The sequence below is a fragment of the Paraburkholderia sp. SIMBA_054 genome, assembly GCF_046534875.1.
GTDB classification, from domain to species: domain Bacteria; phylum Pseudomonadota; class Gammaproteobacteria; order Burkholderiales; family Burkholderiaceae; genus Paraburkholderia; species Paraburkholderia hospita.
Window position 1 is genome coordinate 28,295 of the sequence record NZ_JAWRXV010000003.1, and the last position, 26,433, is coordinate 54,727.

The 26,433-nt window shown below is 62.5% G+C and carries 24 protein-coding genes and 2 pseudogenes; 14 read left to right on the forward strand and 12 right to left on the reverse strand.

Features of this window, described 5'->3' with window-relative positions; all coding sequences use genetic code 11:
* Positions 1–34: 34 nt before the first annotated feature.
* The 4 genes from SB822_RS04610 to SB822_RS04625 are packed head-to-tail and all read right to left on the reverse strand — an operon-like array spanning position 35 to position 2,559.
* Positions 35–793 (reverse strand): SDR family oxidoreductase, encoded by a 759-nt coding sequence (locus SB822_RS04610; RefSeq protein WP_410854168.1) that lies wholly within the window; start codon positions 791–793, stop codon positions 35–37.
* Entirely contained in the window at positions 786–1,874 is a 1,089-nt protein-coding gene (locus SB822_RS04615; protein WP_410854169.1) for a Rieske 2Fe-2S domain-containing protein, read from the reverse strand. The genes SB822_RS04610 and SB822_RS04615 overlap by 8 nt, the downstream gene beginning before the upstream one ends.
* A gap of 54 nt (positions 1,875–1,928) precedes the next feature.
* Entirely contained in the window at positions 1,929–2,240 is a 312-nt protein-coding gene (locus tag SB822_RS04620) for a recombinase-like helix-turn-helix domain-containing protein (RefSeq protein ID WP_079487635.1), read from the reverse strand.
* 1 nt (position 2,241) lies between these two features.
* A complete protein-coding gene (locus tag SB822_RS04625; RefSeq protein ID WP_007587796.1) occupies positions 2,242–2,559 on the reverse strand; it encodes a non-heme iron oxygenase ferredoxin subunit in 318 nt (105 codons plus the stop codon).
* Positions 2,560–2,999: 440 nt separating this feature from the next.
* Here SB822_RS04625 and SB822_RS04630 point away from each other — a divergent pair, with 440 nt between their 5' ends.
* A complete protein-coding gene (locus SB822_RS04630; protein ID WP_410854170.1) occupies positions 3,000–4,073 on the forward strand; it encodes a porin in 1,074 nt (357 codons plus the stop codon).
* Between the two features lie 108 nt (positions 4,074–4,181).
* On the opposite strand, the gene SB822_RS04635 is transcribed toward SB822_RS04630, so the two are convergent.
* The 3 genes and pseudogenes from SB822_RS04635 to SB822_RS04645 all read right to left on the reverse strand — a co-directional run.
* A complete protein-coding gene (locus SB822_RS04635; protein ID WP_079500533.1) occupies positions 4,182–5,117 on the reverse strand; it encodes an IclR family transcriptional regulator in 936 nt (311 codons plus the stop codon).
* A gap of 69 nt (positions 5,118–5,186) precedes the next feature.
* On the reverse strand, positions 5,187–5,630 hold the full coding sequence (gene tssE / locus SB822_RS04640; protein ID WP_007735834.1) for a type VI secretion system baseplate subunit TssE: 444 nt from the start codon (positions 5,628–5,630) through the stop codon (positions 5,187–5,189).
* Positions 5,627–6,388 (reverse strand): annotated as a pseudogene (locus SB822_RS04645) (AAA family ATPase); the annotation flags it as partial. The gene tssE and the pseudogene SB822_RS04645, both read right to left, overlap by 4 nt.
* On the opposite strand from SB822_RS04645, the pseudogene SB822_RS04650 reads away from it, so the two are divergent.
* The 11 genes and pseudogenes from SB822_RS04650 to SB822_RS04700 all read left to right on the forward strand — a co-directional run.
* A pseudogene (locus SB822_RS04650) lies at positions 6,387–6,791 on the forward strand (type VI secretion system baseplate subunit TssF); the annotation flags it as partial. The pseudogenes SB822_RS04645 and SB822_RS04650 overlap by 2 nt on opposite strands.
* Positions 6,788–7,864 (forward strand): type VI secretion system baseplate subunit TssG, encoded by a 1,077-nt coding sequence (tssG, locus tag SB822_RS04655; protein WP_114222064.1) that lies wholly within the window; start codon positions 6,788–6,790, stop codon positions 7,862–7,864. The pseudogene SB822_RS04650 and the gene tssG, both read left to right, overlap by 4 nt.
* Positions 7,865–7,895: 31 nt before the next feature.
* Positions 7,896–8,558 (forward strand): type VI secretion system lipoprotein TssJ, encoded by a 663-nt coding sequence (gene tssJ / locus SB822_RS04660; protein ID WP_410854171.1) that lies wholly within the window; start codon positions 7,896–7,898, stop codon positions 8,556–8,558.
* 302 nt (positions 8,559–8,860) lie between these two features.
* The gene (locus SB822_RS04665) at positions 8,861–9,814 is read left to right on the forward strand and encodes a MurR/RpiR family transcriptional regulator (RefSeq protein ID WP_007582781.1); all 954 of its coding nucleotides are present in this window, start codon (positions 8,861–8,863) and stop codon (positions 9,812–9,814) included.
* Positions 9,811–10,806 carry an isoaspartyl peptidase/L-asparaginase family protein gene (locus tag SB822_RS04670; RefSeq protein ID WP_007735829.1) on the forward strand — a complete coding sequence of 332 codons (996 nt, stop codon included), beginning with the start codon at positions 9,811–9,813 and terminating at the stop codon, positions 10,804–10,806. The genes SB822_RS04665 and SB822_RS04670 overlap by 4 nt, the downstream gene beginning before the upstream one ends.
* Before the next feature lie 35 nt (positions 10,807–10,841).
* Positions 10,842–12,755, forward strand: a complete 1,914-nt coding sequence (locus SB822_RS04675; protein ID WP_410854172.1) for a dipeptide ABC transporter ATP-binding protein — start codon at positions 10,842–10,844, stop codon at positions 12,753–12,755.
* Positions 12,756–12,843: 88 nt separating this feature from the next.
* Entirely contained in the window at positions 12,844–14,406 is a 1,563-nt protein-coding gene (gene gsiB / locus SB822_RS04680) for a glutathione ABC transporter substrate-binding protein GsiB (RefSeq protein ID WP_114222067.1), read from the forward strand.
* 91 nt (positions 14,407–14,497) lie between these two features.
* Positions 14,498–15,418 (forward strand): glutathione ABC transporter permease GsiC, encoded by a 921-nt coding sequence (gene gsiC, locus SB822_RS04685; protein WP_007582789.1) that lies wholly within the window; start codon positions 14,498–14,500, stop codon positions 15,416–15,418.
* 7 nt (positions 15,419–15,425) lie between these two features.
* On the forward strand, positions 15,426–16,331 hold the full coding sequence (gene gsiD, locus SB822_RS04690; protein ID WP_007735822.1) for a glutathione ABC transporter permease GsiD: 906 nt from the start codon (positions 15,426–15,428) through the stop codon (positions 16,329–16,331).
* Positions 16,328–17,389 (forward strand): P1 family peptidase, encoded by a 1,062-nt coding sequence (locus tag SB822_RS04695; protein ID WP_410854173.1) that lies wholly within the window; start codon positions 16,328–16,330, stop codon positions 17,387–17,389. The genes gsiD and SB822_RS04695 overlap by 4 nt, the downstream gene beginning before the upstream one ends.
* Positions 17,386–18,210: a M55 family metallopeptidase gene (locus SB822_RS04700; protein WP_410854174.1), complete on the forward strand. Its 825-nt coding sequence runs from the start codon at positions 17,386–17,388 to the stop codon at positions 18,208–18,210. Before SB822_RS04695 ends, SB822_RS04700 begins: the two co-directional genes overlap by 4 nt.
* Positions 18,211–18,254: 44 nt before the next feature.
* Here SB822_RS04700 and araH read toward each other — a convergent pair whose 3' ends face one another.
* The 4 genes from araH to SB822_RS04720 form a co-directional block, all read right to left on the reverse strand.
* A complete protein-coding gene (araH, locus tag SB822_RS04705; protein WP_042304458.1) occupies positions 18,255–19,271 on the reverse strand; it encodes an L-arabinose ABC transporter permease AraH in 1,017 nt (338 codons plus the stop codon).
* Positions 19,272–19,310: 39 nt separating this feature from the next.
* On the reverse strand, positions 19,311–20,879 hold the full coding sequence (gene araG / locus SB822_RS04710; protein ID WP_242684346.1) for an L-arabinose ABC transporter ATP-binding protein AraG: 1,569 nt from the start codon (positions 20,877–20,879) through the stop codon (positions 19,311–19,313).
* A gap of 25 nt (positions 20,880–20,904) precedes the next feature.
* Positions 20,905–21,909, reverse strand: coding sequence for an arabinose ABC transporter substrate-binding protein (locus SB822_RS04715; RefSeq protein ID WP_007582801.1), 1,005 nt, complete (start codon positions 21,907–21,909; stop codon positions 20,905–20,907).
* Positions 21,910–22,003: 94 nt separating this feature from the next.
* Entirely contained in the window at positions 22,004–22,933 is a 930-nt protein-coding gene (locus SB822_RS04720; RefSeq protein ID WP_007582804.1) for a Gfo/Idh/MocA family protein, read from the reverse strand.
* 483 nt (positions 22,934–23,416) lie between these two features.
* On the opposite strand from SB822_RS04720, the gene SB822_RS04725 reads away from it, so the two are divergent.
* Positions 23,417–25,159 (forward strand): IlvD/Edd family dehydratase, encoded by a 1,743-nt coding sequence (locus SB822_RS04725; RefSeq protein ID WP_007735808.1) that lies wholly within the window; start codon positions 23,417–23,419, stop codon positions 25,157–25,159.
* 27 nt (positions 25,160–25,186) lie between these two features.
* Here SB822_RS04725 and SB822_RS04730 read toward each other — a convergent pair whose 3' ends face one another.
* Complete coding sequence (locus tag SB822_RS04730; RefSeq protein WP_035538213.1) at positions 25,187–25,915, reverse strand: FadR/GntR family transcriptional regulator; 729 nt, start codon at positions 25,913–25,915, stop codon at positions 25,187–25,189.
* Between the two features lie 259 nt (positions 25,916–26,174).
* Here SB822_RS04730 and SB822_RS04735 point away from each other — a divergent pair, with 259 nt between their 5' ends.
* Positions 26,175–26,420: a hypothetical protein gene (locus SB822_RS04735; RefSeq protein ID WP_079487624.1), complete on the forward strand. Its 246-nt coding sequence runs from the start codon at positions 26,175–26,177 to the stop codon at positions 26,418–26,420.
* Positions 26,421–26,433 lie beyond the last annotated feature (13 nt).

Sequence of the window (26,433 nt, forward strand, 5' to 3'; positions counted from 1 at the left end):
GTTTTCTCCATGTGGTTTGCTGGTTCGAGCAAGGTCAATTCATCACGAAGCCGCCGTTCACGGGCAGCAACTGGCCAGTCACGAAGCGGGCGGCATCCGTCAGCAGGAAAAGCACGGGACCCGTCACGTCGTCGGGCACTTGCGCGCGGTTCAACGCGCGGCCTTTCAGGTAGTACTCGTGGCGTTCGGCTGGCACGTACGCGGTCGCTTCGACTTCCGTGAGGCCGGGCGCAATCGCATTCACCGTGATGCCGTGCGCGCCGAACTCGCGCGCGAGCGAACGCGTCATCGCAATGACCGCGCCTTTGCTCGCGACGTACGCGAGCAGCTTCGGCGCGCCCCACATCGCCGTGTCCGAAGCGATATTCACGATCGCGCCGCGCTTCGAGTCGCGCAGATGCGGCAGCGCTGCCGTACACATCAGCCACGTACCGCGCACGTTGACGTTCATCACGGCGTCCCACGTTTGCGTGGTCAACTCTTCTGCGAAGCGTCCGCCCGAGTTGGTGATGGCGGCGTTGTTGATCAGCGCGTCGATGCCGCCCATCTTCTGTGCGGCCTGCGCGACGAACGCATCGATGCTGTCGGGACTTGCGAGATCGAGCGGAATGAAATGCGCGTTCGCGCCGAGCTTCTCCGCGAGCGCGCGACCTTCCGCTTCGAGCACATCGCCGAACACGACATGCGCGTCTGCTTTGGCAAGCGCTTCGATGAACGCTGCGCCAAGCCCACGCGCGCCGCCTGTCACGACGACACGCCGTCCGCTCAGGCTGGAGACCGTGACATCACGCATGAGCGTGTCCCGTCGATGCTTGCGCGCCCGCTTCCGCGTGCTTCGCGTTGAGCGCTTCGAGATCCGCGAAATGCTGTTGCGCGCGTTGACGCAGCATGCGGCGCACGCGCGTCATGCCGACATCGTGCTGATAAAGGAATTCGTGAGCGCGCGCGTTCGGTGCGAGGCTTTCGAGCACATAGCGGTCTTGTTCGAGCACCGCCCAGTGCAGCCCTTCGAGACGATTGCGATACAGGAAGCGCCATGCGTCGCGCTGCCAGCCGCTCACCTTGCGTGTGCGCCAGAAGTAGACCTGGCAGTTGTCGTTATCGACGGGCACCGCAAAGCCGACGATGCCGAAGCTGCCGCCAGGGCCGAACTTCTTCTTGTACGGAATCGCGAGACGCATCCACAAGCAACCCGTTTCGCCGAGTTCGACCCAGTCGAAATTCACGTCGCGCTGGCCGACCTTCTCGAACATGAGGCCAGTCTCGGTTTTACGCACACGCATGTCGGCCTGCTTGTCGCCTTCGGCCATCGAATGTGACGTCGCGTGCAGATACGCGCCGTGCATCGGGTCCATCACGTTGTCGATCGCGTATTGATAGTTGCACTTCCAGTTCGATACGCACAGGAATTGCGAGTACTCCGCGCCGACCAGCTCTTCGGGCAGTGCGAGCGACGTCGGCTCCTTGTGCGCGTCGTCGCCGAACCACAGGAAGATTGCGCCCGCATGTTCCTCGACGGGATACGACTTCACGCACTTCTGTCCTTCGAGCGGACAGGCCGACACGGCAGGCACGGCCTGCACGGTGCCCGAGCCGTCGACTTCGATGCCGTGATACCAGCACGCGACGCGATTGCCGAGATTCCAGCCGAGCGACAGACGCGCGCCGCGATGCGGGCAACGGTCTTCGAGCGCGTGGACATTGCCGTCCTGATCGCGCCACAGCACGATCTGCTCGCTGAGTCGCGTGAGGCCGATGGGCGCATTGCCTACCTGCCAGCTCGGCGCGACGGGATACCAGTAGTTCTTGATGCCGCGGTCGAGATAAGCCTGAATCGGATCGGCTGCGGGGTTCGTTGTATTGAGGGACGTCATGGGGAAACTCCGTGTTCGCTTGGGTCGTGCGCTGGGTCGTCGAATCGCGCGGCGTTACTCGGCGAGCAGCCGCAGTTCCGCGGTGAGACGCTCTTCGCTCCACTGCGCGCCTTCCGGCGTGCGGAATCCGACGCCGTTCAGGCCCGCCACCACTTCATGCAGCTCGACCGCACCTGCTTCGAACACCTGTTCCAGCGCGTTGCCGAAGTCGTTTTCGTATTGCGTCGGCTCCGCCTTGCGCGTCTGCCAGATCATGTTGTCGGTTTCGCCCGGCTTTTCGATCACGCCCTTGCCGGCGACGTTGTTCGGCTGCGGCGCGAGCCACGGCTTCAGGAAAGGATTGAAGTTCACGACGGCTTCTTTCATGTCATTCCACCTTGATCTGGATTTCTTCACCCGCGAGGCGCACCGCGTACACCTTCAGGTCGCGGCCACCCGGCTCTTTCAGACACTTGCCCGTCGGGATGTGAAAAACGGCTTCGTGCAGCGGACATTCGACCGTGTCGCCGTCGACGAAGCCTTGTGTCAGCAGCGCATACGCATGCGGGCAGACGTTCTCGAGCGCGTAGACCTCATCGCCCACCTTGTAGATGCCGATTTCCTTGCCGTCGCCGAGCTTGAACTCGACGGGCGCGTCTTCGGATAACGCGCCGGCGTGTCCGGCGCAAAGCCACTGTTCACTCATTTCTCACCTTCTCCGACCAACCGGTTCCGACCGTTTTATGTTCCACCTAAGGAACATCAGTTTATGTATGGTCATTATAGAAACATGTTTGGACGAACAAAATAAAAATTCTGCGCTTCCAGGGAAAACACCAACAGCGGCTTTTTTGCAACGTAAGAAGCCCGTAAACCGGGCCAAATCAAGGGGTTGCTGCGCATAAAGAGCGCGCGCGTACGGCGCCGAGGTGATCGGATGAATGAGGGTTTTCACCATCGCAAAAACTTTTTTGATCGCTCAATTGACTCTCTATACTTTCCATAGGCGATACATATGCCCATAGGTGGAACATAGAGCGGATAGCCAACGTAGCAGGCGACCAGAAGGCCATCCAGAGAGATGACAGGCAAAGGAAGAGAAACCGGCGCGTCCGGCTCTCGACTACACGATCAGGAGTACCAAGGGTGAAACGCATCATCGCTGCCGGCGCGGCAGGACTTGTGGTGACATCGACGGCTTGGGCGCAAAGCAGCGTCACGCTGTACGGCAGCCTCGATGCCGGCATTGCTTACGTGAGCAACGTCGGCGGGCATACGAAGTGGATGGAGGAACAGGGCAACATGCAGCCGGACCGCTGGGGCCTGCGCGGTGTCGAAGATCTGGGCGGCGGTCTGCACACGATCTTCCAGCTGGAAAACGGCTTCTATACGAACACCGGCAACTTCGCGAAAGCGGGCACGCTGTTCAACCGGCAGGCGTACGTGGGCATCAGTTCCGACCAGTTCGGGCAGATCACGCTCGGCCATCAGACGCCGTTCAACTTCGACATGCTCGGCCCGCTCAGCACCGGTTACCTCGCGGCGAGCTGGTTTGCGTTCCACCCCGGCAACATCGACGAACTGGCCGACACGGGTGTCGTACCGTTCGACAACTCGGTGAAATTCAAGTCGGCCAGCTACGCGGGCTTTACGGTCGGCGCGATGATGGGCCTCGGCAATACGACGAACTTCTCGACGGGCAAGACGCTGAGTTTCGGCGTGAACTACGCGAATGGCCCGTTCAAGGCGGCGGCCGTCTACTCGAACGAGCACAACCGTACGCCTTCGATCATCACGACGGGCATCAACACGTTCCAGGGCGTGCCGGCCGCAACCTACTCCGCCGAGAAGGTCGAGAACATGGGCGCGGGCCTGTCGTACCAGCTCGGCAAGCTGCTCGTGCATGCCTTGTACACGCGCGTGAAGTTGCAGTCGAACGGATTCTCGGACACGTATCAGAGCTGGGACGCGGGCGCGAACTATCAGTTCACGCCGGCCAACACGCTCGCGGGCGGGGCCGCGACGACGACGCTGTCGGGCCGCCGCTGGACGCAGTTCGAAATCGGCGATATCTATGCGCTGTCCAAGCGCACGCAGGTCTATGTGAACGTGCTCTACGAGCATGCAAACGACAATGCGAACGCTGCGTTCTTCACGGCGGGTGTGTCGGGCGGCCGCAATCAGGCGATCGTGCTGACGGGCATTCATCACTCGTTCTGAGCGATGGTTTGAGGCCTTTTTTAAGGCTCGAAATGAAACAGGCGGCCCATCGAGGCCGCCTGTTTCCGTTTTTTGCCGCGCTATTGCGACGCGAGAGCGAGGCCGCTTCTAGCGACGTGTTTGCGCGAGCGTCGGATCGTCGGCGGACGGACGATAGTTCAGACGCGCCGACAGATCGAGCGCCGCGCCGCACACCTTCGCGACGAGCGGCGCGCGATCATCGTCACCGATGTCGGAACGCGGCACTGTCGTCGTCATCGCCGCGACGATCTTGCCTGTCTGATCGCGCACGGGCGCGCTGACCACGGATATGCCGCGCTCGAACGATGCCTCGCTGATCGCATAGCCCTGCGCGGCCGTTTCGCGGATTCGTTCGTACAGTTCGTCGACGGTGGCGGGTGTGCGGTCGGTGAAGCGTTCGAGCTGCTGCTCGGGATAAAGCTGGCGCAACTGCATCAACGAGAGATCGCCCATCAGCACCTGGCCGTGGACAGTCGCGTGCGCGGGGAGCCGCGTGCCGACATGCACCTTCACCGAACTGAACATCGGATCATGCGTCTGCGCCTTCGCGACGAACACGACGTCGCGCTCGTCGCGTATCAGCAGATGCGTGCTCAAACCCGTTTGATCGCGCAGCCGTTCGAGGATCGGCGTACCGAAGTCGGTCAATTCCAGCGAACTCAGATACTCGAAGCCAAGGCGCAGCACCGCGACGCCGAGACGAAAATGCCGGTCGCCATTCGCGCGTTCGAGAAAACCGAGTGCTTCGAGCGTTTGCAGCAAACGGAATGTGGTTGTGCGCGGAATGCCGATGCGCTTGGACAGCTCGGGCGCGCCGAGCACGGGTTCGCGTGCCGAGAACTCGGCAAGAATGCGCAAGCCGCGTTCGAGGCCGGGGACGAGATACGTCGAGCCGCCGCCGGCTTCCTCTTCGGCGGATTCCGCGATTTCCGTGCTGCGCGCGGTGTCCTCGTCGGCCGATGCGCGCGCCGCCTGCGGTCCCGCAGGCCGGTGTCCCACTCCTGTCGTGTTTTCTCTTGCCATGTCCGGCTGTGTCGTTGAACCGTGGAAGATAGAGATGATAGCGCGAAGGGGTGGGTGGGGCGGCGAGAGTCAATACTGGTCGATATCCCGGTTCAACATCTTCAGCCGGGTACGTCCGTCCGGCGTGAAGTGTGTGCCGAATCGCACGAGCCCTTGCTTGTGAAGATGGCACGACATCGTGAAACTCAGCAGCATGCCAGCCTCCGTCTCTTCGATCGTGATATCGATGCGTGCCAGACGCGGTTCATATTTGAGCAGCGTCACCTCGATCTCGCGGCGGAGTTTGTGCGCCGACGCCGGCAAATGCCGGTAAATCTCCGACAGATCCGCGAGGCCATAGTCCGGCAGATGCACGAGTCCGTCGCGGCGACTATTCAGAATGCGATGTATGTTGTCCTGCACGGACAGAAACGTCTGTGTCTGGGCGTCGAACTCGTCGATGGCCGCGCCGTTCGCAAAGTGCCCGGTCACCATTTCGAACAGCCCGGGACCGCCTCCGCCGCCTCCATTCACGCGGCGGCCTCATCGAGAAGCAACGCTTCTTCGAAATCCACCATCACGCCTTCCGTCTCGCTCACCGACAACCGTATCGTGGCCGGCAACTTGCCTTTCGCCGAGCGCACCAGCAACTCACGCGACAGCACGGGCAGAATCTGTTGATCGAGCAAGCTGTCGATATTCCGTGCGCCCGAGTCCGGCGTCTGACAGGCAAGGACAATTTCATCGATCAGCGTGTCGTCGCAGATCAGCGCGACTTCGAAACGCTTCGCGATCCGGTGCGCGACCTTATCGAGCTTCATGCGCACGATAGTCCCAAGCGCCGCAGTCGAAAGCGGCCGATAGATCACCGACTGAAACCGTGCGAGCAAGGCCGGTTGAAAGTGCTCGACCAGCACGGGACGAACACGCTCCATCAACAGCGCGTCGCTGAGAAGTACACGGTCAGGAGCAGTGTCCGGTGCAGCTTGGCTCGTGCCTTCATTTGCAGTGTCGATCGCGGTCACGATTTGCTCGCTGGCCAGATTCGACGTCATCAGAATCACCGTGTTGCGAAAGTCGATGATGCGGCCTTCGCCGTCGCGCATGAAGCCACGGTCGAACACCTGATAAAACAGATTCAACACATCCCGATGCGCCTTCTCGACCTCATCCAGCAAGATCACGCTGTACGGTCGCTGACGCACTGCCTCTGTCAGCACCCCGCCCTGTCCGTAGCCGACATAGCCAGGCGGCGAGCCTTTGAGTTGCGATACGGTATGCGCTTCCTGATATCCGCCGACGGGCGACCGCTTCCAGTGGCGCGTGCTGTCGCATCTCGCACCGAACTACCTGTCGCTGCTTAACGCTGAAATCCTGCGCGGCAGTCTCGCGCTCTACGACTGGACGGACGGGGAGTTGAACCGTCGGCGCATCGACGCCATCACCGATGTCCAGCATCGGCTCTTGCAGAAACTGGTGCGGGGCGGTGTGCAACGCGGCGTCGAGATAATCGTAACGATCGACAGCGGCCGCTTTGCGGGCGACGGCGATCTCGCACTGTTCGGCGGCATGTTGAACCGGTTCCTCGGGCTGTACGCGTCGCTCAACCTCTATACGAAGCTCGTGATCGTCTCGCAGCCGACCGGGCGGCGCATCGAATGGCCCGACACCAAGGGTGAAGGAGCACCGTTTTGAACGACCCGCATTCCGCGCTTTTGCGATCCGCCCATCACGACGGGATCGACGCCATCGAGGCCGACCGCCCGCTGCTGCCCGCGCTGCTCGACCATGCGATGCAGATGAACTTCTTCCGCTTCTGCCAGCTCATCGAACTGGCCGCTCCGGATCGCCCGCCCATCGGGACAACGGATTCGCCAACGGACGAACCTGTCCGCTTTCGTTCGCGCGCACGTCTGGGGTTTCCGCGTCGTGAGATCGATGCGATCGAAAGCGATCCCGACGATCCGCTGAAACCACCTGCCGTCGTGACGACCTTTCTTGGGCTCTATGGTGTCGATGCGCGCATGCCATCGTACTTCGCCGACGAGGTCGCGCAGAACCGGGAAGGCGCCGAACCGCTCGCCGCGTTTCTCGATCTCTTCCATCACCGTATCGTCACGCAGTATTACCGCGTATGGCGCAAGTATCGCTATCCGGCCGGCTTCAGAAAGGACGGCACCGACGAGGTTTCGCGCTACCTGCTCAGCTATGCCGGACTCGGCATCGGCACGCCTGATGTAGCGCGCGATGTCGGCACGCGCAAGCTGCTGTCGATGCTCGGTCTCGCAGGTCAGAAGACGCGCACGGCCGAAGGGCTCGCAGGCGTGCTTCGGCACGCGGTACCCGATACGGATGTCGACGTCGAAGAATTTCATTCCGTCTGGGTCAACGCGAACGGCGATCAACGGGCGGCGCTCGGCGAGTCCTGTCTGCTCGGCCGCGGCTTCTACGACAGAAGCAACAGCGTGCGTATCGTGCTCACGCCGAACACGCGCGAATCCGTGCTTGCGCTGCTCCCTGGTCACACCGCGCATCGCGAGGTGATGATGCTGCTGCGCTTTTACCTTGGCTACGAAGCGCAAGCCAACCTGGAAATGCAGGTCGCTCCCGATCTGATGCCGCAACAGAAGCTCAGCGCGGATGAAGTGCGGCTCGGGTTCACGACACGGCTGGCCGGCGCGGGCATGTCAAGCCGCAACGGCTGGCGAACGCGCGTGCAACTGGGCGTATGGACGGGCAGCAGCGGCGATCGCACGCCGATGCATTGATCGACAGAACACATCAAACGAAGTCGAAACCATGAACTGGAAAATAAACGCGCCCTGCATGAGCGCATTGCTGTTGACTGCGTTGACGCTGGCAGGATGCGGACTCACTCAGGCGGTGTCCGATAACACGGTGGATGCCGCGAAATGGGTTTTCACGACTCAGGTCAAGACCATGAGCGTCGATCTCGTCAGCCGCGCTTCACTGAACGAGAATGCCGCCGGGCAATCGCTGTCGACGGTCGTGCGGCTGTACCAGTTGAAGGATGCGCAGAACTTCCAGCAACTCGAGTACGCGCAATTGCAGACCAACGATCTGGACGCGCTGAAGGCCGATCTGCTGGCAACCCGAGACGTCGTGCTGCGCCCCAACGCCAGCGCGAGCATCAACGAGCCGATGAAAGACGATGCGCAGTACGTAGGTGTCGTCGCGTTCTTTCGCAATCCCGACCGCGATTCGACGTGGAAGCTGCTGGTCCCGAAGAAGCAGTGGAAGAAAACCGATCCCGTGAAGATCGTCGTGCGCGGCAATGTGATGGAACTCGTGGATGCGAAGCCAGAGCCCGTCAAGCGCGATGCGCCGCAGCAGAGCGCGCCCAATGCGGCCAGTGCTCCCGCTACGGGGACGCCAAAAGCAAAGGCCGCTGCGTCGATCACGACGGGGTCAATCACGGTGGTTCAGCCGGTCGAAGGCTAACCGCGCTTTGCCCGTCGACGCGCGCGCGCACCGACGGTCGATCTGCCTTCAACGCGGCATCGCCTATCGGCGATGCCGCTTCGCAAGCTGTCGTTGAGCAGCACGTTTTTCGTCCCATTGCAGCACACACGGTGCTGCGCCATCCCCAAATCTGATGTGAACGATCGACGGTGCTGCAAAAGCACTCGGTACCTCTCCCTCCGTACAAACCCCCATCTGAAAGAAAATTTATTTTCACAACATGATTTTCATGTAAATTCACTTTCATTCCAGTTCAGCCTCACAGATCCACTCCGACACCCATGGCCCGCCAACGTCAGAACCCACCCACCGCCGCCGAGCCCGCCATCGCTGCCCGCATCACGGCCGCGATGCCGATCCTCACGCCTGTCCACCGGCGCATGGGAGAGTTCGTGCTGGCCAACCAGTTTCGCGCCGCGACCATGCGTATCGACGAACTGGCCACAGCCGTCGGCGCGTCCATCGCGACGGCGAACCGCTTCGCGCGCGCACTCGGCTTCGACGGCTATCCGGCGTTTCGCGAGGCGCTCGTGCGCGGCTTCGAAGCGACGCTCGCCCCTGTCGAGCGCCTCCGCACCGCGCAGGAATCGCAGACGAATGGCGACGAACTGTTCAGCGCGTCGCTCGAACAAGCCGCCACCAATCTCGGCACGACGCGCAGCACGATCGACGGCACAGCCGCCGAAGCCGCCGTCGATGCGATAATCGCCGCACGGCGCGTGTTTATCCTCGGCTCCGGCGCGAGCGCATTTCTCGCGAGCCTGATGGAGCACAACCTGCTGCCGTATCACGACAACGTGCAGTCGCTCGCCTTGATCGGCGGACCGACACACGCGGCGCGCCGCCTCTTCAATGCAGGCAAGGGCGATCTGGTGATCGCCATCGCGTTTCCGCGCTATGTCGACGACACGATCGAGCTCGCACGCCGCGCCGCCAGCCTCGGCGCAGACGTGCTCGCTCTGACGGACGGCCCGACGTCGCCGCTCGCCACGCTCGCCACACGCTCGCTCTTCATCCGCGCCGAGCGACGTCTCGCCGCGACATCGGAAGCGACCGTGCTCGCCGTGATCGAAGCGCTGTGCGACGCCGTCGCATTCCGCGCAAAGCGCTCCGCGCAGGCCGCCGCCAACATGACCGAGTTCGTGTTGCCGTGGCTCACCGACACATCCACGCTGTCAGCCCATTCGAAGACCGCCACGCGGCCCACTCCTAAACAGGCAAAGAAGAAGCAATGACTACCAAGGCAGTAATCGCAATTCACGGCGGCGCAGGCACGATCGTGCGCGCGTCGATGGCCTCCGATGCGGAAGCCCGCTATCACGCCGAATTGCGCGCCGTGCTCGTCGCCGCGCAACGCGTGCTCGCCGACGGCGGCAGCGCGCTCGATGCCGTCACGCAAGCCGTGCGGCTGCTCGAAGACTGTCCGCTATTCAACGCGGGGCATGGTTCCGTTTTTACGTCGGCGGGCACGCACGAACTCGATGCGTCGATCATGGACGGTCGCACGCTCGAAGCAGGCGCCGTGTCGTGCGTGAAGCGCGTGCGCAATCCCATCGTCGCGGCGCGCCACGTACTCGAATACAGCGAGCACGTGATGTTCACGGCCGAAGGCGCCGAAGCGTTCGCGCAGGCGCAAGGTCTGGAGTTCGTCGATCCGTCGTACTTCCATACGGATGCGCGCTATAGCCAGTGGCAACTCGCACGCGAGCAGCAGCGCGTGATGCTCGACCATGACGGCGCGACGCTTGCCGCGCAAGAAGCATCGTCCGCAAACAAAGAAGCGCTGCCTCACGAGCCCATCGATCCGAACAAAAAGTTCGGCACGGTCGGCGCAGTCGCCGTCGATCTGTACGGCCACGTCGCGGCCGCGACCTCGACGGGCGGCATCACGAACAAGCAGTTGGGCCGTGTCGGCGATGCGCCGATGATCGGCGCGGGCTGCTACGCCGACGACGCAACCTGCGCCGTCTCGACCACGGGCTCGGGCGAAATGTTCATGCGTATGGTCGCCGCCTACGACGTCGCCGCGCAAATGGCCTATCGCGGCGTCTCGCTCGAAGAGGCGGCAAACGATGTCGTGATGAACCGCTTGCCGCGCATCGACGGTCGCGGCGGCCTGATCGCCGTCGACGCGCACGGCAACGTCGTGCTGCCCTTCAATACCGAGGGCATGTATCGCGGCTATGCGCGCGTCGGCGAAACGCCAGTCACGGCGATCTATCGCTAGTCCGCCGCCACGCTTACGCAAATCCCCTGTTTCAGATGCCGGGAGACATCATCGTGCCGAACACGCCACACCAGCCACGCCCGCTCGACAACCTGCCGCCGCAACGCGTCGTCGATATCGATCGCCTCACAGTCGCGTTCCGTCGCGGCGAGACCACGTTCAACGCGGTGCGCGACCTGTCGCTCACCGTCGATCGCGGCGAGACGCTCGCCATCGTCGGCGAATCGGGTTCGGGCAAATCGGTGACGTCGCTCGCTTTGATGCGCCTCGTCGAACACGGCGGCGGAAGCATTGCGAACGGCAGCATCGCGTTTCGCCGGCGCAACGGCAGCGTGCTCGATCTTGCGCGGGCATCGCAATCCACTATGCGGTCGATTCGCGGCGCGGACATCGCGATGATCTTCCAGGAACCGATGACGTCGCTCAATCCCGTCTTCACGGTCGGCGATCAGATCGGCGAAGCGATCGCGCTGCATCAGAACATGAACCGCAGCCAGGCGCATGCTGAAACGCTGCGTCTGCTCGATCTCGTGCGCATTCCCGAAGCGCGCCGCGTGGCCGCGCGCTATCCGCATCAGTTGTCGGGCGGCATGCGGCAACGGGTGATGATCGCGATGGCGCTGTCGTGCAAGCCGTCTCTGCTGATCGCCGACGAGCCGACCACCGCGCTCGACGTGACGATCCAGGCGCAGATCCTGCAACTGATACGCGGCCTGCAGGACGAGATGAACATGGGCGTGATCTTCATCACGCATGACATGGGCGTCGTCGCGGAAGTGGCGGATCGCGTGCTCGTGATGTATCGCGGCGACAAGGTTGAAGAAGGCGAGTCGGCGAAACTGTTCGCGGCGCCCACGCATCCATATACGAAAGCGCTGCTCGCGGCCGTGCCGAAGCTCGGCTCGATGCAGGGCACGGACGCGCCCGCGAAGTTTTCATTGCTCAAGCTCGACGGCGAGCATGCACAGCAGCCGCTTCCCAAAGACGACACGACATCGGAATCATCGAAGCAGGCTCAGCCAATTCTCCGCGTGCGCGATCTCGTCACGCGTTTCCCTGTGCGCAGCGGTCCGTTCGGCAAGCTCACAGGCCGCGTGCATGCCGTCGAGCGCGTCAGCTTCGATCTGCACGCAGGCGAAACGCTGGCACTGGTCGGCGAATCCGGTTGCGGCAAATCGACGACCGGGCGCTCACTGTTGAGGCTCGTAGAAAGCCAGAGCGGCAGCATCGAGTTCGACGGCAAGGACATCAGTTCGCTCACCGGCCCTTCGTTACAGGCTTTGCGCCGCGATATCCAGTTCATTTTTCAGGACCCGTTTGCGTCGCTCAATCCGCGCCTGACGGTCGGCTTCTCGATCATGGAGCCGCTGCTCGTGCACAACGTCGCGAGCGGTAAGGAAGCACAGGAGCGCGTCGCGTGGCTGCTCGACAAGGTCGGCCTGCCCGCCGACGCCGCGCGCCGCTATCCGCATGAATTCTCCGGCGGCCAGCGTCAGCGCATCGCGATTGCGCGTGCGCTCGCGCTCAATCCGAAAGTCGTGATCGCGGACGAATCAGTGTCGGCGCTCGACGTCTCCGTGCAGGCGCAGATCGTCAATCTGATGCTGGATCTGCAGCGCGAGTTGGGTGTGGCGTATCTGTTCATCTCGCATGACATGGCCGTCGTCGAACGCATCAGTCATCGCGTCGCGGTGATGTATCTCGGCCAGATCGTCGAGATCGGACCGCGTCGCGCGGTGTTCGAATCGCCGCAGCATCCGTACACAAAGAAGCTGATGGGCGCCGTGCCCGTCGCCGATCCCGCGCGCCGCCACGCGAAGCGCATGCTCGCCGCCGACGAGTTGCCCAGCCCGATTCGCGCGCTCGACAACGAGCCCGTCGTCGCGCCGCTCGTCGCCGTCGGTCCGGATCATTTCGTGGCCGCGCACCGGATTGGCGGCGCTTACTAGACACAGTATTACCGGTAACAACCCCTTAGCCGCGCAGACCCGCGGCATAACAACAGGCAGTTCCCTCGCTCAGTGGAGTTCTGAAACGATGACTACGCTTCTCTTCTCTCAACCGTTGCGCCTGCGTTCGCTCGTGACGAGCGGCGCGCTGGTCTTTGCGATGCTCGCGTCGGGCGCCGCGCACGCGGCAACGACGGCCGTAATGGCCGTCGATTCGACGTTCACGACGCTCGACCCGTACGACGCCAACGACACCCTTTCGCAAGCTGTATCGAAGTCGTTCTATCAAGGGCTGTTCGGCTTCGACAAGGACATGAAGCTGGTCAACGTGCTCGCGACGAGCTACGAGGCAAGCGCCGATGCACGCGTCTACACGTTCAAGCTGCGCCAGGGCGTGAAGTTCCAGGACGGCACCGACTTCAATGCAGCAGCAGTCAAAGCGACGTTCGACCGCGTGACGGACCCGGCGAACAAGCTGAAGCGCTACAACATGTTCAGCCGCATCGAAAAGACGGAAGTGGTCGATCCGTACACGGTGAAGGTCACGCTGAAGGCGCCGTTCTCGGCGTTCATCAACGTGCTCGCGCATCCGTCCGCCGTGATGATCTCGCCCGCCGCAATGAAGAAGTATGGCAAGGATCTCGCGTTTCACCCCGTTGGCACAGGTCCGTTCGAACTCGTGAAGTGGGACCCGGCGGGCGATCTGACCGTGAAGAAGTTCGACGGTTACTGGAAGAAGGGTTATCCGAAGATCGACGAGATCGACTGGAAGCCCGTGGTCGACAACAACACGCGCGCCGCGCTCGTACGCACGGGCGAAGCGGACTTCGCGTTCCGCATTCCGTTCGAGCAGGCCGCCGCGCTGCAATCGGAATCGAAAGTCGACATCATCGCCACGCCGTCGATCATCAACCGCTACGTCAGCCTGAACACGACGAAGAAGCCGTTCGACAACCCGAAGGTGCGCGAAGCGCTGAACTACGCGATCAACAAGGAAGCGCTCGCGAAGGTCGCGTTCTCGGGTTATGCCGTGCCCGCCGACGGCGTGATTCCCGAAGGCGTCGATTACGCGACGAAGCTCGGCCCCTGGCCGTACGACCCCGCGAAAGCACGTGCGCTGCTGAAGGAAGCGGGCTATCCGAACGGCTTCGAGACGACGCTCTGGTCGGCGTACAACAACTCGACTTCGCAGAAAGCGATTCAGTTCGTGCAGCAGCAACTGGCGCAAGTGGGCGTGAAGGCGAGCGTCGAAGCGCTCGAGGCGGGCCAGCGCGTCGCGAAGGTCGAAAGCGCGCAAGATCCGGCGACGGCACCCGTGCGCATGTACTACATCGGCTGGTCGTCGTCGACGGGTGAAGCGGACTGGGGCATCACGCCGCTGCTCGCGTCGTCGTCGATTCCGCCGAAGCTCGTGAACACCGCGTACTACAAGAACGATACCGTCGACAGCGATCTGTCGAAGGCGCTCGAAACCACGGACCGCACGCAGAAGGCCGCGCTCTATGGCGACGCGCAAAAGCGCATCTGGGCCGACGCGCCGTGGCTCTTCCTCGTCAAGGAGAAGGTCGTGTACGCACGCAGCAAGCGGCTTGCGGGCGCGTACGTCGCGCCGGACGGCTCGTTCAACTTCGACGAAATCGCGCTGAAGTAATCGCTCGCACAGCGCTGGTCTCGAAGCGTGCGTTTCGAGACCAGCGCCCTCGCTTCATGCCGCCCATGCTCTTCGATAGCGGATCGCTCTCATGCTGAATTTTCTCGTCAAACGTTTGCTGGGCCTGCTGCCGACGCTCGTGATCGTCGCTGGCCTCGTGTTCCTGTTCGTGCACATGCTCCCCGGCGACCCGGCGCGGCTCGCAGCCGGTCCCGAAGCCGACGATGCAACCGTCGCGCTCGTGCGCGCCGATCTTGGCCTCGACAAGCCGATGCCGCAGCAGTTCGTGAACTTCTTCATGCGCACCGCGCATGCCGACTTCGGCATCTCCACGCGCAGCAAGCGCCCCGTCTCCGCCGAGATCGGCGAGCGCTTCATGCCGACGCTGATGCTCACGCTCGTCAGCATGGTGTGGGCCGTGATCTTCGGCATGACGATCGGCATCGTGTCGGCCGTGTGGCGCAACAAGTGGCCCGACCGGCTCGGCATGACCATCGCCGTGTCGGGCATCTCGTTCCCCGCGTTCGCGCTCGGCATGCTGCTGATGGAAGTGTTCTCGGTGAAGCTCGGCTGGCTACCGATCGTCGGGGACGGCTCGTGGCGCAGCTACGTGCTGCCGTCCATCACGCTCGGCGCGGCTGTCGCGGCTGTGATGGCGCGCTTCACGCGTGCATCGTTCGTCGAGGTGCTGAACGAGGACTTCGTTCGCACTGCGCGCGCAAAAGGCGTCGCCGAGCAATGGGTCGTCATCAAGCACTGCCTCCGCAACGCGATGATTCCCGTCGTCACGATGATGGGCCTGCAGTTCGGTTTTCTGCTCGGCGGCTCGATCGTCGTCGAAGTGGTGTTCAACTGGCCGGGCATGGGACGCCTGCTGGTAGACGCCGTCGCGATGCGCGATTACCCCGTGATTCAGGCGGAAGTGCTGCTGTTCTCGCTGGAATTCATCGTCATCAATCTGGTCGTCGACGTGCTGTACGCCGTCATCAATCCGACCATCCGTTTCAAGTGAGGCCCGCATGAGCACGACCGCCGACAACACCCGCGCCGTCTCTTCTACCCACGAAGAACCCGCGATCCGCACGCCATGGAGCGAGTTCTGGCGCAAGTTCCGCAAGCAGCATGTCGCCCTCGCGGCGGGTGTGTTCGTGTTGCTGCTCATCGTCGTATCGATTGCGGGCCCGCATATCGTTCCGTTCGACCCCGAAAACTATTTCGACTACGACGCGCTGAATGCGGGGCCATCGGCTGCGCACTGGTTCGGCGTCGATTCACTGGGCCGCGATATCTTCAGCCGCATCGTCGCGGGCACGCGCATTTCGCTTGCGGCGGGTTTCATGTCGGTGGCGATCGGCGCGATTATCGGTACGTTCTTCGGCTTGCTGGCGGGCTATTACGAGGGCTGGTGGGACCGCATCACGATGCGCGTCGCCGACGTGCTGTTCGCGTTCCCCGGCATTCTGCTCGCCATCGGCATCGTCGCGATTCTCGGCAATGGCATGATCAACGTGATCGCAGCCGTCGCCGTGTTCAGCATTCCGGCGTTCGCGCGACTCGTGCGCGGCAATACGCTGATGCTCAAGCAGCTGACGTATATCGAAGCGGCGCGCAGCATCGGCGCGTCGGACTGGACCATCATCATGCGGCATATTCTGCCGGGCACGATTTCGTCGGTGGTCGTGTATCTGACGATGCGCATCGGCACGTCGATCATCACGGCGGCGAGCCTGTCGTTTCTCGGCCTGGGCGCGCAGCCGCCAACGCCCGAGTGGGGCGCGATGCTCAACGAAGCACGCGCCGATATGGTGACGGCGCCGCATATCGCGCTGTTTCCGAGCCTCGCGATCTTCCTGACCGTGCTCGCGTTCAACCTGCTCGGCGACGGCTTGCGCGACGCGCTCGATCCGAAGCTGGACCGGCCATGAATGTGCTTTCGATGCCGCATGTCGGCGTGTTGCCCGCAGGCGCGTTGGGCACGATTACCGATGTCCCCGGCGTGACGGTTGGGCATTGCACGCTCGCCGATGGCCCGATACAGACAGGTGTGACCGTGGTCCGTGCGCATCCGGACGATCCGTATCGTCACAAGGTGCCTGCAGCTGCGAGCGTGATCAACGGATTCGGCAAGAGCATCGGACTCGTACAGGTCGAAGAACTCGGCGTGCTCGAAACGCCGATCGCGTTGACCAATACGTTCGGCGTCGCGGCCGTCGCGCAGGCGCAGATTCGCTCCGCCATTGCGAGCAATCCGCAGATCGGGCGCGAGTGGTCGACCGTCAATCCGCTCGTGTTCGAATGTAACGACGGCTATCTCAACGATATTCCGGCATTGGCGATTGAAGAATCGCACTATGCGCAAGCGTTCGACACGGCAGGGGTTGAGTTCGAACGCGGCTCGGTTGGTGCGGGGCGCGGCATGTCGTGCTTCGATCTGAAAGGCGGCATCGGTTCGGCGTCGCGCGTGGCGAATGTGACGGGCAAGGATTTCACTGTCGGTGCGTTGGTGCTCGCGAACTTCGGGCGGCTGCCGATGTTGACTATCGATGGCATGCCGCTTGGGCGCGAACTGCATCGACGCAAGCAGTCAGCCACGACGGCAAAACCCGAGCAAGGCTCGATCATCATGATCGTCGCCACCGATGCGCCTCTCGATTCGCGCCAATTCAAGCGCCTTTCGATGCGCGCCGCCGCAGGTCTCGCGCGCACCGGTTCGGTTTATGGACATGGCAGCGGCGATATCGCGCTCGCGTTCTCGACGGCGTGGACTGTTCCGCATGAAGGCGACTTCGTCGCAACGCCACCGCTGCTCAGCGACGCGCGTCTCGATCCGTTGTTTCAGGCATGCGCGGACAGCGTCGAACAGGCAATTATCGATGCATTGTGGTCAGCCACCTCGGTCACGGGGCGCGACGCACACACACGTCATTCGCTGCGTGAAGCGGCGCCCAATCTCGCACAACTGTTGAAGCGGCACACAACATGAAAGTACTGATCTCTGTCGATATCGAAGGCGTGGCAGGCGTTGTGAATTCGGAGCAGACGCGCGCGGGCAATGGCGAATATGAACGCGCCCGCCGCTGGATGACCCTCGAAGCGAACGCTGCTATCGAAGGCGCATTCGCGGGCGGCGCAACGGACGTCTGGGTCAACGATTCGCACGGCGGCTTTCGCAACCTGCTGCCCGACATGCTCGACGCGCGCGCGAACGTAATACTCGGCAAGCCGCGCACGCTCGGCATGATGGCGGGCCTCGAATACGGGCCGCAACTCGTGTTCATGATCGGCTATCACGCGATGGCGCAAAGTCGCGGCATTCTCGCGCATACGATCAACAGCTTTGCTTTCGCCCGCGTGACGATGAACGGGCGCGAGGTAGGTGAAGCGGGGATTTATGGCGCGCTGGCTCGCGAGCACGGCGCGAGCGTCGTGCTGCTTTCGGGCGATGATGTGTTTGCCGAAGAAACGCAGCCCATGTTCCCCGATGCGACGTTCGTGATTACCAAGAACGCGATGGGTTTTGGAAGCGGCACGACACAGACGCCGGAGCGTGCGTGCGCTGCGATCAAAGAATCGGCGCGAAATGTTGTCGCGAAGTTTGAAGGACTGGCCGCTGCGCAACGACTCAAGCCCCAACCCGTCGACATCGAACTGCGCGTGCAAACTACCGCGCTCGCCGATCTATTCGCTCAGATGCCGTCGCTGGAACGCATGGACGGCGTGACGTTGCGCTTTTCTACGCCTTCTGTCGAGCATGCGGTGCGCACGCTGAATTGCCTGTCGGCGATGTCGTTCATGTTGCGCTGACCTGTCTTTTCAGATCAGCGCAACCTCTTGAGTAAGCGGCAACCTCAAACGCGCCGCTTGCTCCGCCGGAACTGATCGAACAGCACCGCCAGCAGCAGAATCCCACCGCGAATCAGATACTGATAAAACGTCGGCACATTCAACAGGCTCATCGCGTCCTGCACCGAGCCCATAATCAGCACGCCGACCAGCACGCCCGAAATCGTCGCAACACCACCCGTCAGCGACACGCCACCCAGCACGCAAGCCGAAATCACACCGAGTTCCAGACCCACCGACGTCTTCGGATCGCCGAGACTCATCCGCGACGCGAGCATCACACCCGCGAAACCCGTCACGAGCCCTTGCAGCACGAACACCGTGATCTTGATACGCGTAACCGGCAGACCCGCCAGCAACGCCGCTTCGCTATTGCCGCCGACTGCCAGCACGTTCTTGCCGAACACCGTCTTGCGCAGCAAAAAGCCGAACAGCACGAAGCCGACGATATTGCTCCAGATCGGAAACGAAATACCGAGGAACGAGCCGCCGCCGAGATCGAAGAAGCTCTCTTCCGAAATCATCACTGCATCGCCGTTCGACGTGATGAACGCAAGGCCGCGCACCACTTCCATCATCGCGAGCGTGACGATCAGCGAATTGATCTTGTAACGCGCAATCAGCACGCCGTTCACCATCCCGACCGCGCCACCCGCCAGCACGCCCGCAGCGACGCCGAGCATCACACTATGGGTCGCTGTAATCAGCGTCGATGCAACCACGCCCGAAAACGCGACAATCGACGCCACGGAAAGATCCACTTCGCCGAGCGCGAGCACGAACATCATCGTCACGGAGATCGAGCCGATCAGCGTGACCGACAGCAACAGGCCCTGCATGTTGCGGGTCGTCAGAAAGTCGGGCACTGCGAACGACAGCACCGCGAACAGAATGACGAACACCATCACGATGCCCGACTTGTTGATCAGGTCCCACGTACGCGCCGCGTGCGCGGCCGCGCCGGGCGAGGCGGCGTGATTGGCTGCCGGCTCGGTCGCCGGACGTGTGCTCGGTGTTTGCATGTTCTTCCAGTTCCGTGGTCTACGTGGTGCGTTGTTGCGTCATTGCGGCAAAGCAAGTTTGATCAGTTGATCGGGCGTGGCCTGCGCTTTCGGCAGATCGCCGACGATGCGCCCTTCCTTCATCACCAGCACGCGGTCCGCAATGCCGATCACTTCCGCCAGATCGCTCGATACGACGATCACCGTGCGCCCCGCTTCCGCGAGGTCGTACAGCAGGTCGTAGATTTCCGCGCGCGCGCCGACGTCGATGCCGCGCGTCGGTTCGTCGAGCAGAAACACGTCGATGCGTTCGGCCAGCCAGCGCGACAGGATCACCTTCTGCTGGTTGCCGCCCGACAACGTGCCGATCACGGTTTCCGTATTGCGTGTCTTGATCGACAGCTTGTCGATGTATTCGCGCGTCAGGTCGCGTTCACGCTTGCCGTTCAGCAGAAAGCTCAACGGGCTGAAATGCCGGCGCGCACTGATGTTCAGGTTGTCGGCCACGGAAGCAATCGCAACGATGCCTTCCTGCTTGCGATCTTCCGGGCACAGCGCAATGCCTGCGCGCACCGCGTCGCGCGGCGTCGCAAACGACACACGCTTGCCGTTCAGTTCGACATGGCCGCTTGCCGGCCGCGTCGCGCCATAGAGCAGCTTCATCAACTCGGAGCGCCCCGCGCCCACGAGCCCGAAGAAGCCGACGATCTCGCCCTTGCGCGCAGTGAAGGAGACCGGAGCGGAAAGCCCCGGCCCCATCAACTGCTTCGCTTCAAGCTGTACCTCGCCCGCCGTACGCGGACGATACCCATATACATCGCGAATCGAGCGGCCCACCATGCAACTGATGAGCCGGTCGCGATCCAGGTCCGCAACGGAATCGAACGTCTCGATCCGGCGGCCGTCACGAAACACGGTGACGCGGTCGCACAGTTCGTAGACTTCGTCCATCCGGTGCGTGACGTAAATCACTGCGCGCCCCTGCGCGCGCAATGCATTGATGATCTTGAAGAGCCGTTCCGTCTCGCGCGCGGACAGTGAACTGGTCGGTTCGTCGAAGGCGATCACGCGCGCGTCGCGCATCAGCGCCTTGCCGATTTCGATCATCTGTCGCTGACCGATCGACAGGCTCTTCACCTGCGTATTCGGATCGATCGATTCGCCCAGCCGCTCCAACTCGGTCACCGCGCGTTTGACGAGCGCTTTCTCGTCGAGCACGCCGAAGCGGTTCGGCAACTGCCCGAGCATCAGGTTCTCAGCGACCGTCAGCTCGGGCACGAGATGCAGTTCCTGATAGATGATCGCGATGCCCGCCTCGATCGCGGCCTTCGTCGTCGTGAACTTGTGTTCGACGCCGGCGAGGCGCAATGCGCCCGCCTGCGTCTGGTTCACGCCCGACAACACCTTCAGCAGCGTCGACTTGCCCGCGCCGTTCTCGCCCATCAGGCCGTGCACTTCACCGCCGCGCACGTCGAACGACACGTTGTCGAGCGCCTTCACGCCCGGAAACGCGACGGTAATGCCGTCGAGTTCGAGATGCGTGGCGGACGCCGTCAACGGCTGTTCCGAAGGAGCAACGTAGGTGGCGTCGGTTGCATGGGTGGCGCTGGCGGCGTCATTCGCGTTCATCGTGTTTTGCATCCGTTCTACCGCATCAGATTCCGAGTTCCGTCCGCACGTCCTTCCAGTTCTCGCGCGTCATCAGCTTGCCCGTGGTCTGCGTATCGGCGGGCGGCTGCTTGCCCGACTTGATCCAGTCGACGAGATTCTGCGTGCTCTGCTTGCCGTGGTTCGTCGAGCTGACGGCGATCGTGCCGTAGAAGCCCGTCGGTTCCTTCTTCTGGAACTCGGCGAACGCTTCGCCCGCGCCGTTGATGCCCACGCCGATCACGTCCGCGCCGGGAATGTGCAGCTGCTCGGTGGCGCGCACGCCGCCCAGCACGCTCTCTTCGTTCAGCGCGAAGATCACCCACTTCTTGATGTTCGGATGCTTCGACAGCACGGGCGACGCTGCGTTGAAGCCGCCTTCGTCGTCGGTGGTCTTTTGCGGCGCGTCGAAGATGTTGTCCTTCTTGAAGCCGTTCGCGAGCAACGATTCCGTTGCGCCGTCGGTGCGCAGCTTGGCCGTCGGCAGCTCGTAGTCGGTGATGCGGATCGCGCCCACTTCTTCCGGCTTCCAGCCGCGCTTCTTCATTTCGTCGGTGATCGCCGTGCCAACCTGATTGCCGATCTTGAACGCCGACATGCCCAGATGCGGCACGTTCGCGAGCGGCTTGCCCGTCGAATCGACCAGTTGATCGTCGACAGTCACGAACTTCATGTTGTAGCGCTTTGCACGCGCCTGAATCGCCGGTCCAAGACGCACGTCGGGCGGGCAGATCACGAAGCCCTGCGCACCTTGTGCGCCGAGGTTGTCGATCGCGGCCAGCACTTTCTCGCCGTCGGGCGCGCCGATGTTCACGACCGAGAAGCCTTCCTTCTGGCCCAAAGCCGCCGCCGCTTTCTGCTCGTTGATGAACCATGCCTGCTCCGGCATTTTCACGAGCACGCCGATTTTCAGCGGCGTATCCGCGTGTGCAGTCATCTGCACGGCGAACGGCGCGGCCAACAGCGCGGCGGCCATCGCGGACAAAGTGAGGCGTCTAAGCTTGCGGGTCATGCTTGTCTCCTTGGATCAGGTCGTTGCTTGTGGTTGTTCGAATCAGCGCTTAACAGGTCTAACGGGACGACCAGGCCCGCGCATCTCTCAGGCTCTAGTCGTGAAACGGCTCGACCTCGTGACGACGGCCAAGCAGGAATGCATCGGCGACCAGCCGCAGCGGGCGCACATCCACGTCGTGCTCGCCATGCGTGATCAGCCAGTGGAACCGCTCGTACAGCGACGGATACTCGCGCTCGGGTCCGAGCTCGACCGGCTTGCCCGCGATCGCGAGCTTCTTGCCGCCTTCGCTCAGATGCAGCACGCCGTCCGTCGTCTTCACTTCGATTTCCCATTGCTCGACGGGACCATGACGCCAGTCGAATTCGGCACGCACGGGCACGCCCGCTTCGTCGATGAAATCGAGCTCGGCGGCGATAGGCGTCTGCACGTTAGCGGGCACCGAGAGCGTCGCCTCGCGCAGAATGACTTCGCGCGGCAGCATGTGCGTGATGATCGACAGCGCGTTGATGCCCGGATCGAACACGCCCAGTCCACCCGGCGTCCAGATCCACGCCTGGCCCGGATGCCAGCGGCGCACGTCTTCCTTCCAGCGCACCTGCACTTCCTGCAGCGTGCGCGAGGCGAGCCATTCACGCGCTGTTTCGACAGCGGGCGCGTAACGCGAATGCCATGTCGCGAACAGCGTGCGGCCCGCGTTGCGTGCCATCGCGCGCAATACGTCCACTTCATGCACGCTCGCGCCGGGCGGCTTTTCGAGCATCACGTGCTTGCCGGCTGCGAGCGCAACGCGCGCCTGGTCGAAGCGCACCTGAGGCGTCGCGCACAGCGACACGGCGTCGAGTTGCGGCTCGTTGGCCAGCATCTCTTCGATGGTCTTGTAGTTGCGCACGCCGTCGACCTGCGCATTGCGGCTCGCGCACGCAACGAGTTCGAAGCCGTCGAGCGCGGCGATAGCGGGAAGATGCTGGTCGCGCGCAATCTTGCCGACGCCGACGATGCCAATGGAAAGTCTGTTGTTCATATAGTGAGCTTCGAGGGACTAACGGATTGTTAGCGGCCTCAGCGTAACGCAAGCGTATTCAACACGCGTACGAGTTCGCATGAATCGACGCGAGCGGCATTCGACATCGAGTCGACCTGCAGAGCGAGTCGCACAACGTGGGATTTGAAGAAGCGTTTGCCCGACATTGCCACTATTTGAGACTCCTCATTTTCATCACGCTGCCGACTCGCCTTTCAACATGCCGCCGACGAATTAGCCAAACTATATTCGCGGAGTCGATACGTTGTGATTGGTGTTTTCCCCCATGCACAACACCCAAAAGTCATTCTATTTATCAAGTTCAGCAACGCGTACGAAGTATTACAGCGCACTACGTACCCGCTATTTAAGACATTCTGCCGACAATAGACTTTTCAAAAGTTTGCTTGTAAGCCCTAATGGACATCGACGCGAGCCACGCATATAGTCTTACTATATTTGAACAATACTGGACGAGACACCATGACCGACCAACCCCGCAAACTGCGCTCCGCCGCCTGGTTCGGCACCGCCGACAAGAACGGCTTCATGTACCGCAGCTGGATGAAGAATCAGGGCATCCCCGATCACGAATTCGCTGGCAAGCCGATCATCGGCATCTGCAATACGTGGTCCGAACTCACGCCGTGCAATGCGCACTTTCGCAAGCTCGCCGAACACGTGAAGCGCGGCGTGTATGAAGCGGGTGGTTTCCCCGTCGAGTTTCCGGTGTTCTCGAATGGCGAGTCGAACCTGCGGCCCACGGCCATGTTCACGCGCAATCTCGCGAGCATGGATGTCGAGGAATCGATTCGCGGCAATCCCATCGACGCTGTCGTGCTGCTCGCCGGCTGCGACAAGACCACGCCCGCGCTGCTAATGGGCGCGGCCAGTTGCGATGTACCCGCGATCATGGTGAGCGGCGGGCCGATGCTCAACGGCAAGCATGAAGGCCGCGACATCGGCTCGGGCACGGTCGTGTGGCAACTGAGCGAACAGGTGAAGGCGGGCAAGATCTCGATTCACGAGTTCATGTCGGCGGAAGCGGGCATGTCGCGCTCGGCGGGCACCTGCAACACGATGGGCACGGCGTCGACGATGGCCTGCATGGCGGAAGCGCTCGGCGTCACGCTGCCGCACAACGCGGCGATTCCCGCCGTCGATTCGCGCCGCTATGTGCTCGCGCATCTGTCGGGCATGCGTATCGTCGAGATGGCGTTGCAGGACGTGCGGCTGTCGAAGCTGCTCACACGCGAAGCGTTCGAAAACGCGATCCGCGCGAATGCGGCGATCGGCGGTTCGACCAATGCGGCGATCCACCTGAAGGCGATTGCGGGCCGCATCGGCGTGACGCTCGAACTGGACGACTGGACCCGTATCGGACGCGGCACGCCGACGCTGGTCGATCTCCAGCCTTCGGGCCGTTTCCTGATGGAAGAGTTTTACTATGCGGGCGGCTTGCCCGCCGTGCTGCGCAGGCTCGGCGAAGCGGGTCTGCTGCCGCATCCCGATGCGCTGACCGCGAACGGCAAGACGCTGTGGGAAAACAGCATCGACGCGCCGATCTACAACGACGAAGTGATCCGGCCGCTAGAGAAGCCGCTACGCGAAGACGGCGGCCTGTGCGTGCTGCGCGGCAATCTCGCGCCCAATGGTGCGGTGCTCAAGCCGTCGGCGGCCACGCCTGCGCTGTTGAAGCATCGCGGCCGCGCCGTGGTGTTCGAGAACTTCGACGACTACAAGAAGCGCATCGTCGATCCCGAACTCGATGTGACGGCGGACTCCGTGCTCGTGATGAAGAACTGCGGACCGAAGGGTTACCCCGGCATGGCGGAAGTCGGCAACATGGGCCTGCCGCCGAAGCTGCTCGCGCAGGGCGTGACGGACATGGTGCGCGTGTCGGATGCGCGCATGAGCGGCACTGCGTATGGCACGGTGGTTTTGCACGTGGCGCCCGAAGCGCGTGCGGGCGGGCCGCTCGCTGTGGTGCGCGACGGCGACTGGATCGAGCTGGATTGCGACGCGGGCCGTCTGCATGTCGATATCGACGAGAAGGAAATGACCGCGCGTCTCGCCGAATGGAAGGAGTCGCAGCAACGCAATCCCGCCGATGCGAGCGGCTATCGCAACCTCTATATCGACCATGTGCTGCAGGCCGATCAGGGCTGCGATTTCGACTTTCTGGTGGGTTGTCGCGGCGCGGAAGTGCCGGCGCATTCGCATTGAACGCGCCGCGCTACGCAGCGTAGCGAATCAGCTCAGGCTGTGCGCGGCGATGCCGAGAATCGTATCGGCATCGACGCGCGCGTTTTCGAGCTGCACGAGGCTCGCCTGACGCGCGGCCAATGCATCGCGATTCTGGATCGCGGTGAGGATCGCCTTATGGCGCGGCAGCGATAGCGCATGCGTGTCGGGATGGCGGCTCGTCAGCTTGATCGACTCCGACAAAGCCAGCGACATCATGTTGCCGATATACGCGAGCATGTCGTTATGCGTCGCGGCCATGATCGCGCGGTGAAATTCGAGGTCCGGCTCAAGCAGATCGCCGGCGCTTTGCGCGTGCTCCATGCGGTCGTACGCGGAGCCGATCCGCACCAGATCTTCGTCCGTGGCCGCCGTTGCGGCGAGCGCGGCCGCAGCCGGTTCGATGATGCGGCGCACCGTCATCAGCGACAGAAAGAACTCACCTTCGGGAATGCTGTTGAGCGTCCAGTAGAGCACGTCGGGATCGAGCATGTGCCACTCTTCGCGCGGCCGCACGACGCTGCCCACGCGCGGCTTCGAAACGACCAGCCCTTTGGCGACCAGCACGCGCGTCGCTTCGCGCAGCACGGGACGGCTCACGCCGTATTTTTCGCACAGCGTCGCTTCGGCGGGCAGGCGTTCGCCTGGCGCCAGCCTGCCGCTTACGATCTCGATGCCGAGTTCCTGCACGATCCGCGCATGCAGGCTTTTGCGTTTCTGAAGATGCCGGTAGTCCATGATGTATTTGTTGTGGCCGTGCGAATGCGGATAGCTGTACCGTTCCCGTTGCGGGCTGTGCAAGCATAGCATGGGGCGCACGCCCCGCCTTCCGCTTTGACGCAGCACGACGCGCCGCCATTATCGCGCGGGCCTGATGTCGTCATGCGTGCGTTGCGCCGCGTTGGGTTCGTTTTTTGCTTGATCGTTTGTGGACGGGCTGCTTTACTCAAAGGCAGCCCGGAAAACCCGTGCATTCAACTCGACATGGACCACGGCAATGAAGCTCAAACCGCTACTTCTGCTGGTCGCATGCGTGGCGGCGGCGAACGTCGGAACGGCCGCTACACGCGACGAGCAGACCAAGGCCTGCAAGCACGACGCGATCAAGTTCTGCGCGATCCATATCCCCAACAAGGAGAAGATCGAAGCGTGCATGAAGCAGCACTACGACAAGCTGTCGCCGAAATGCCAGGCGATGTTCGACCCGCCTGACAATGACAGCGGCAGCCAGTCGTCGAGCTAGCCGCGCTTATCAA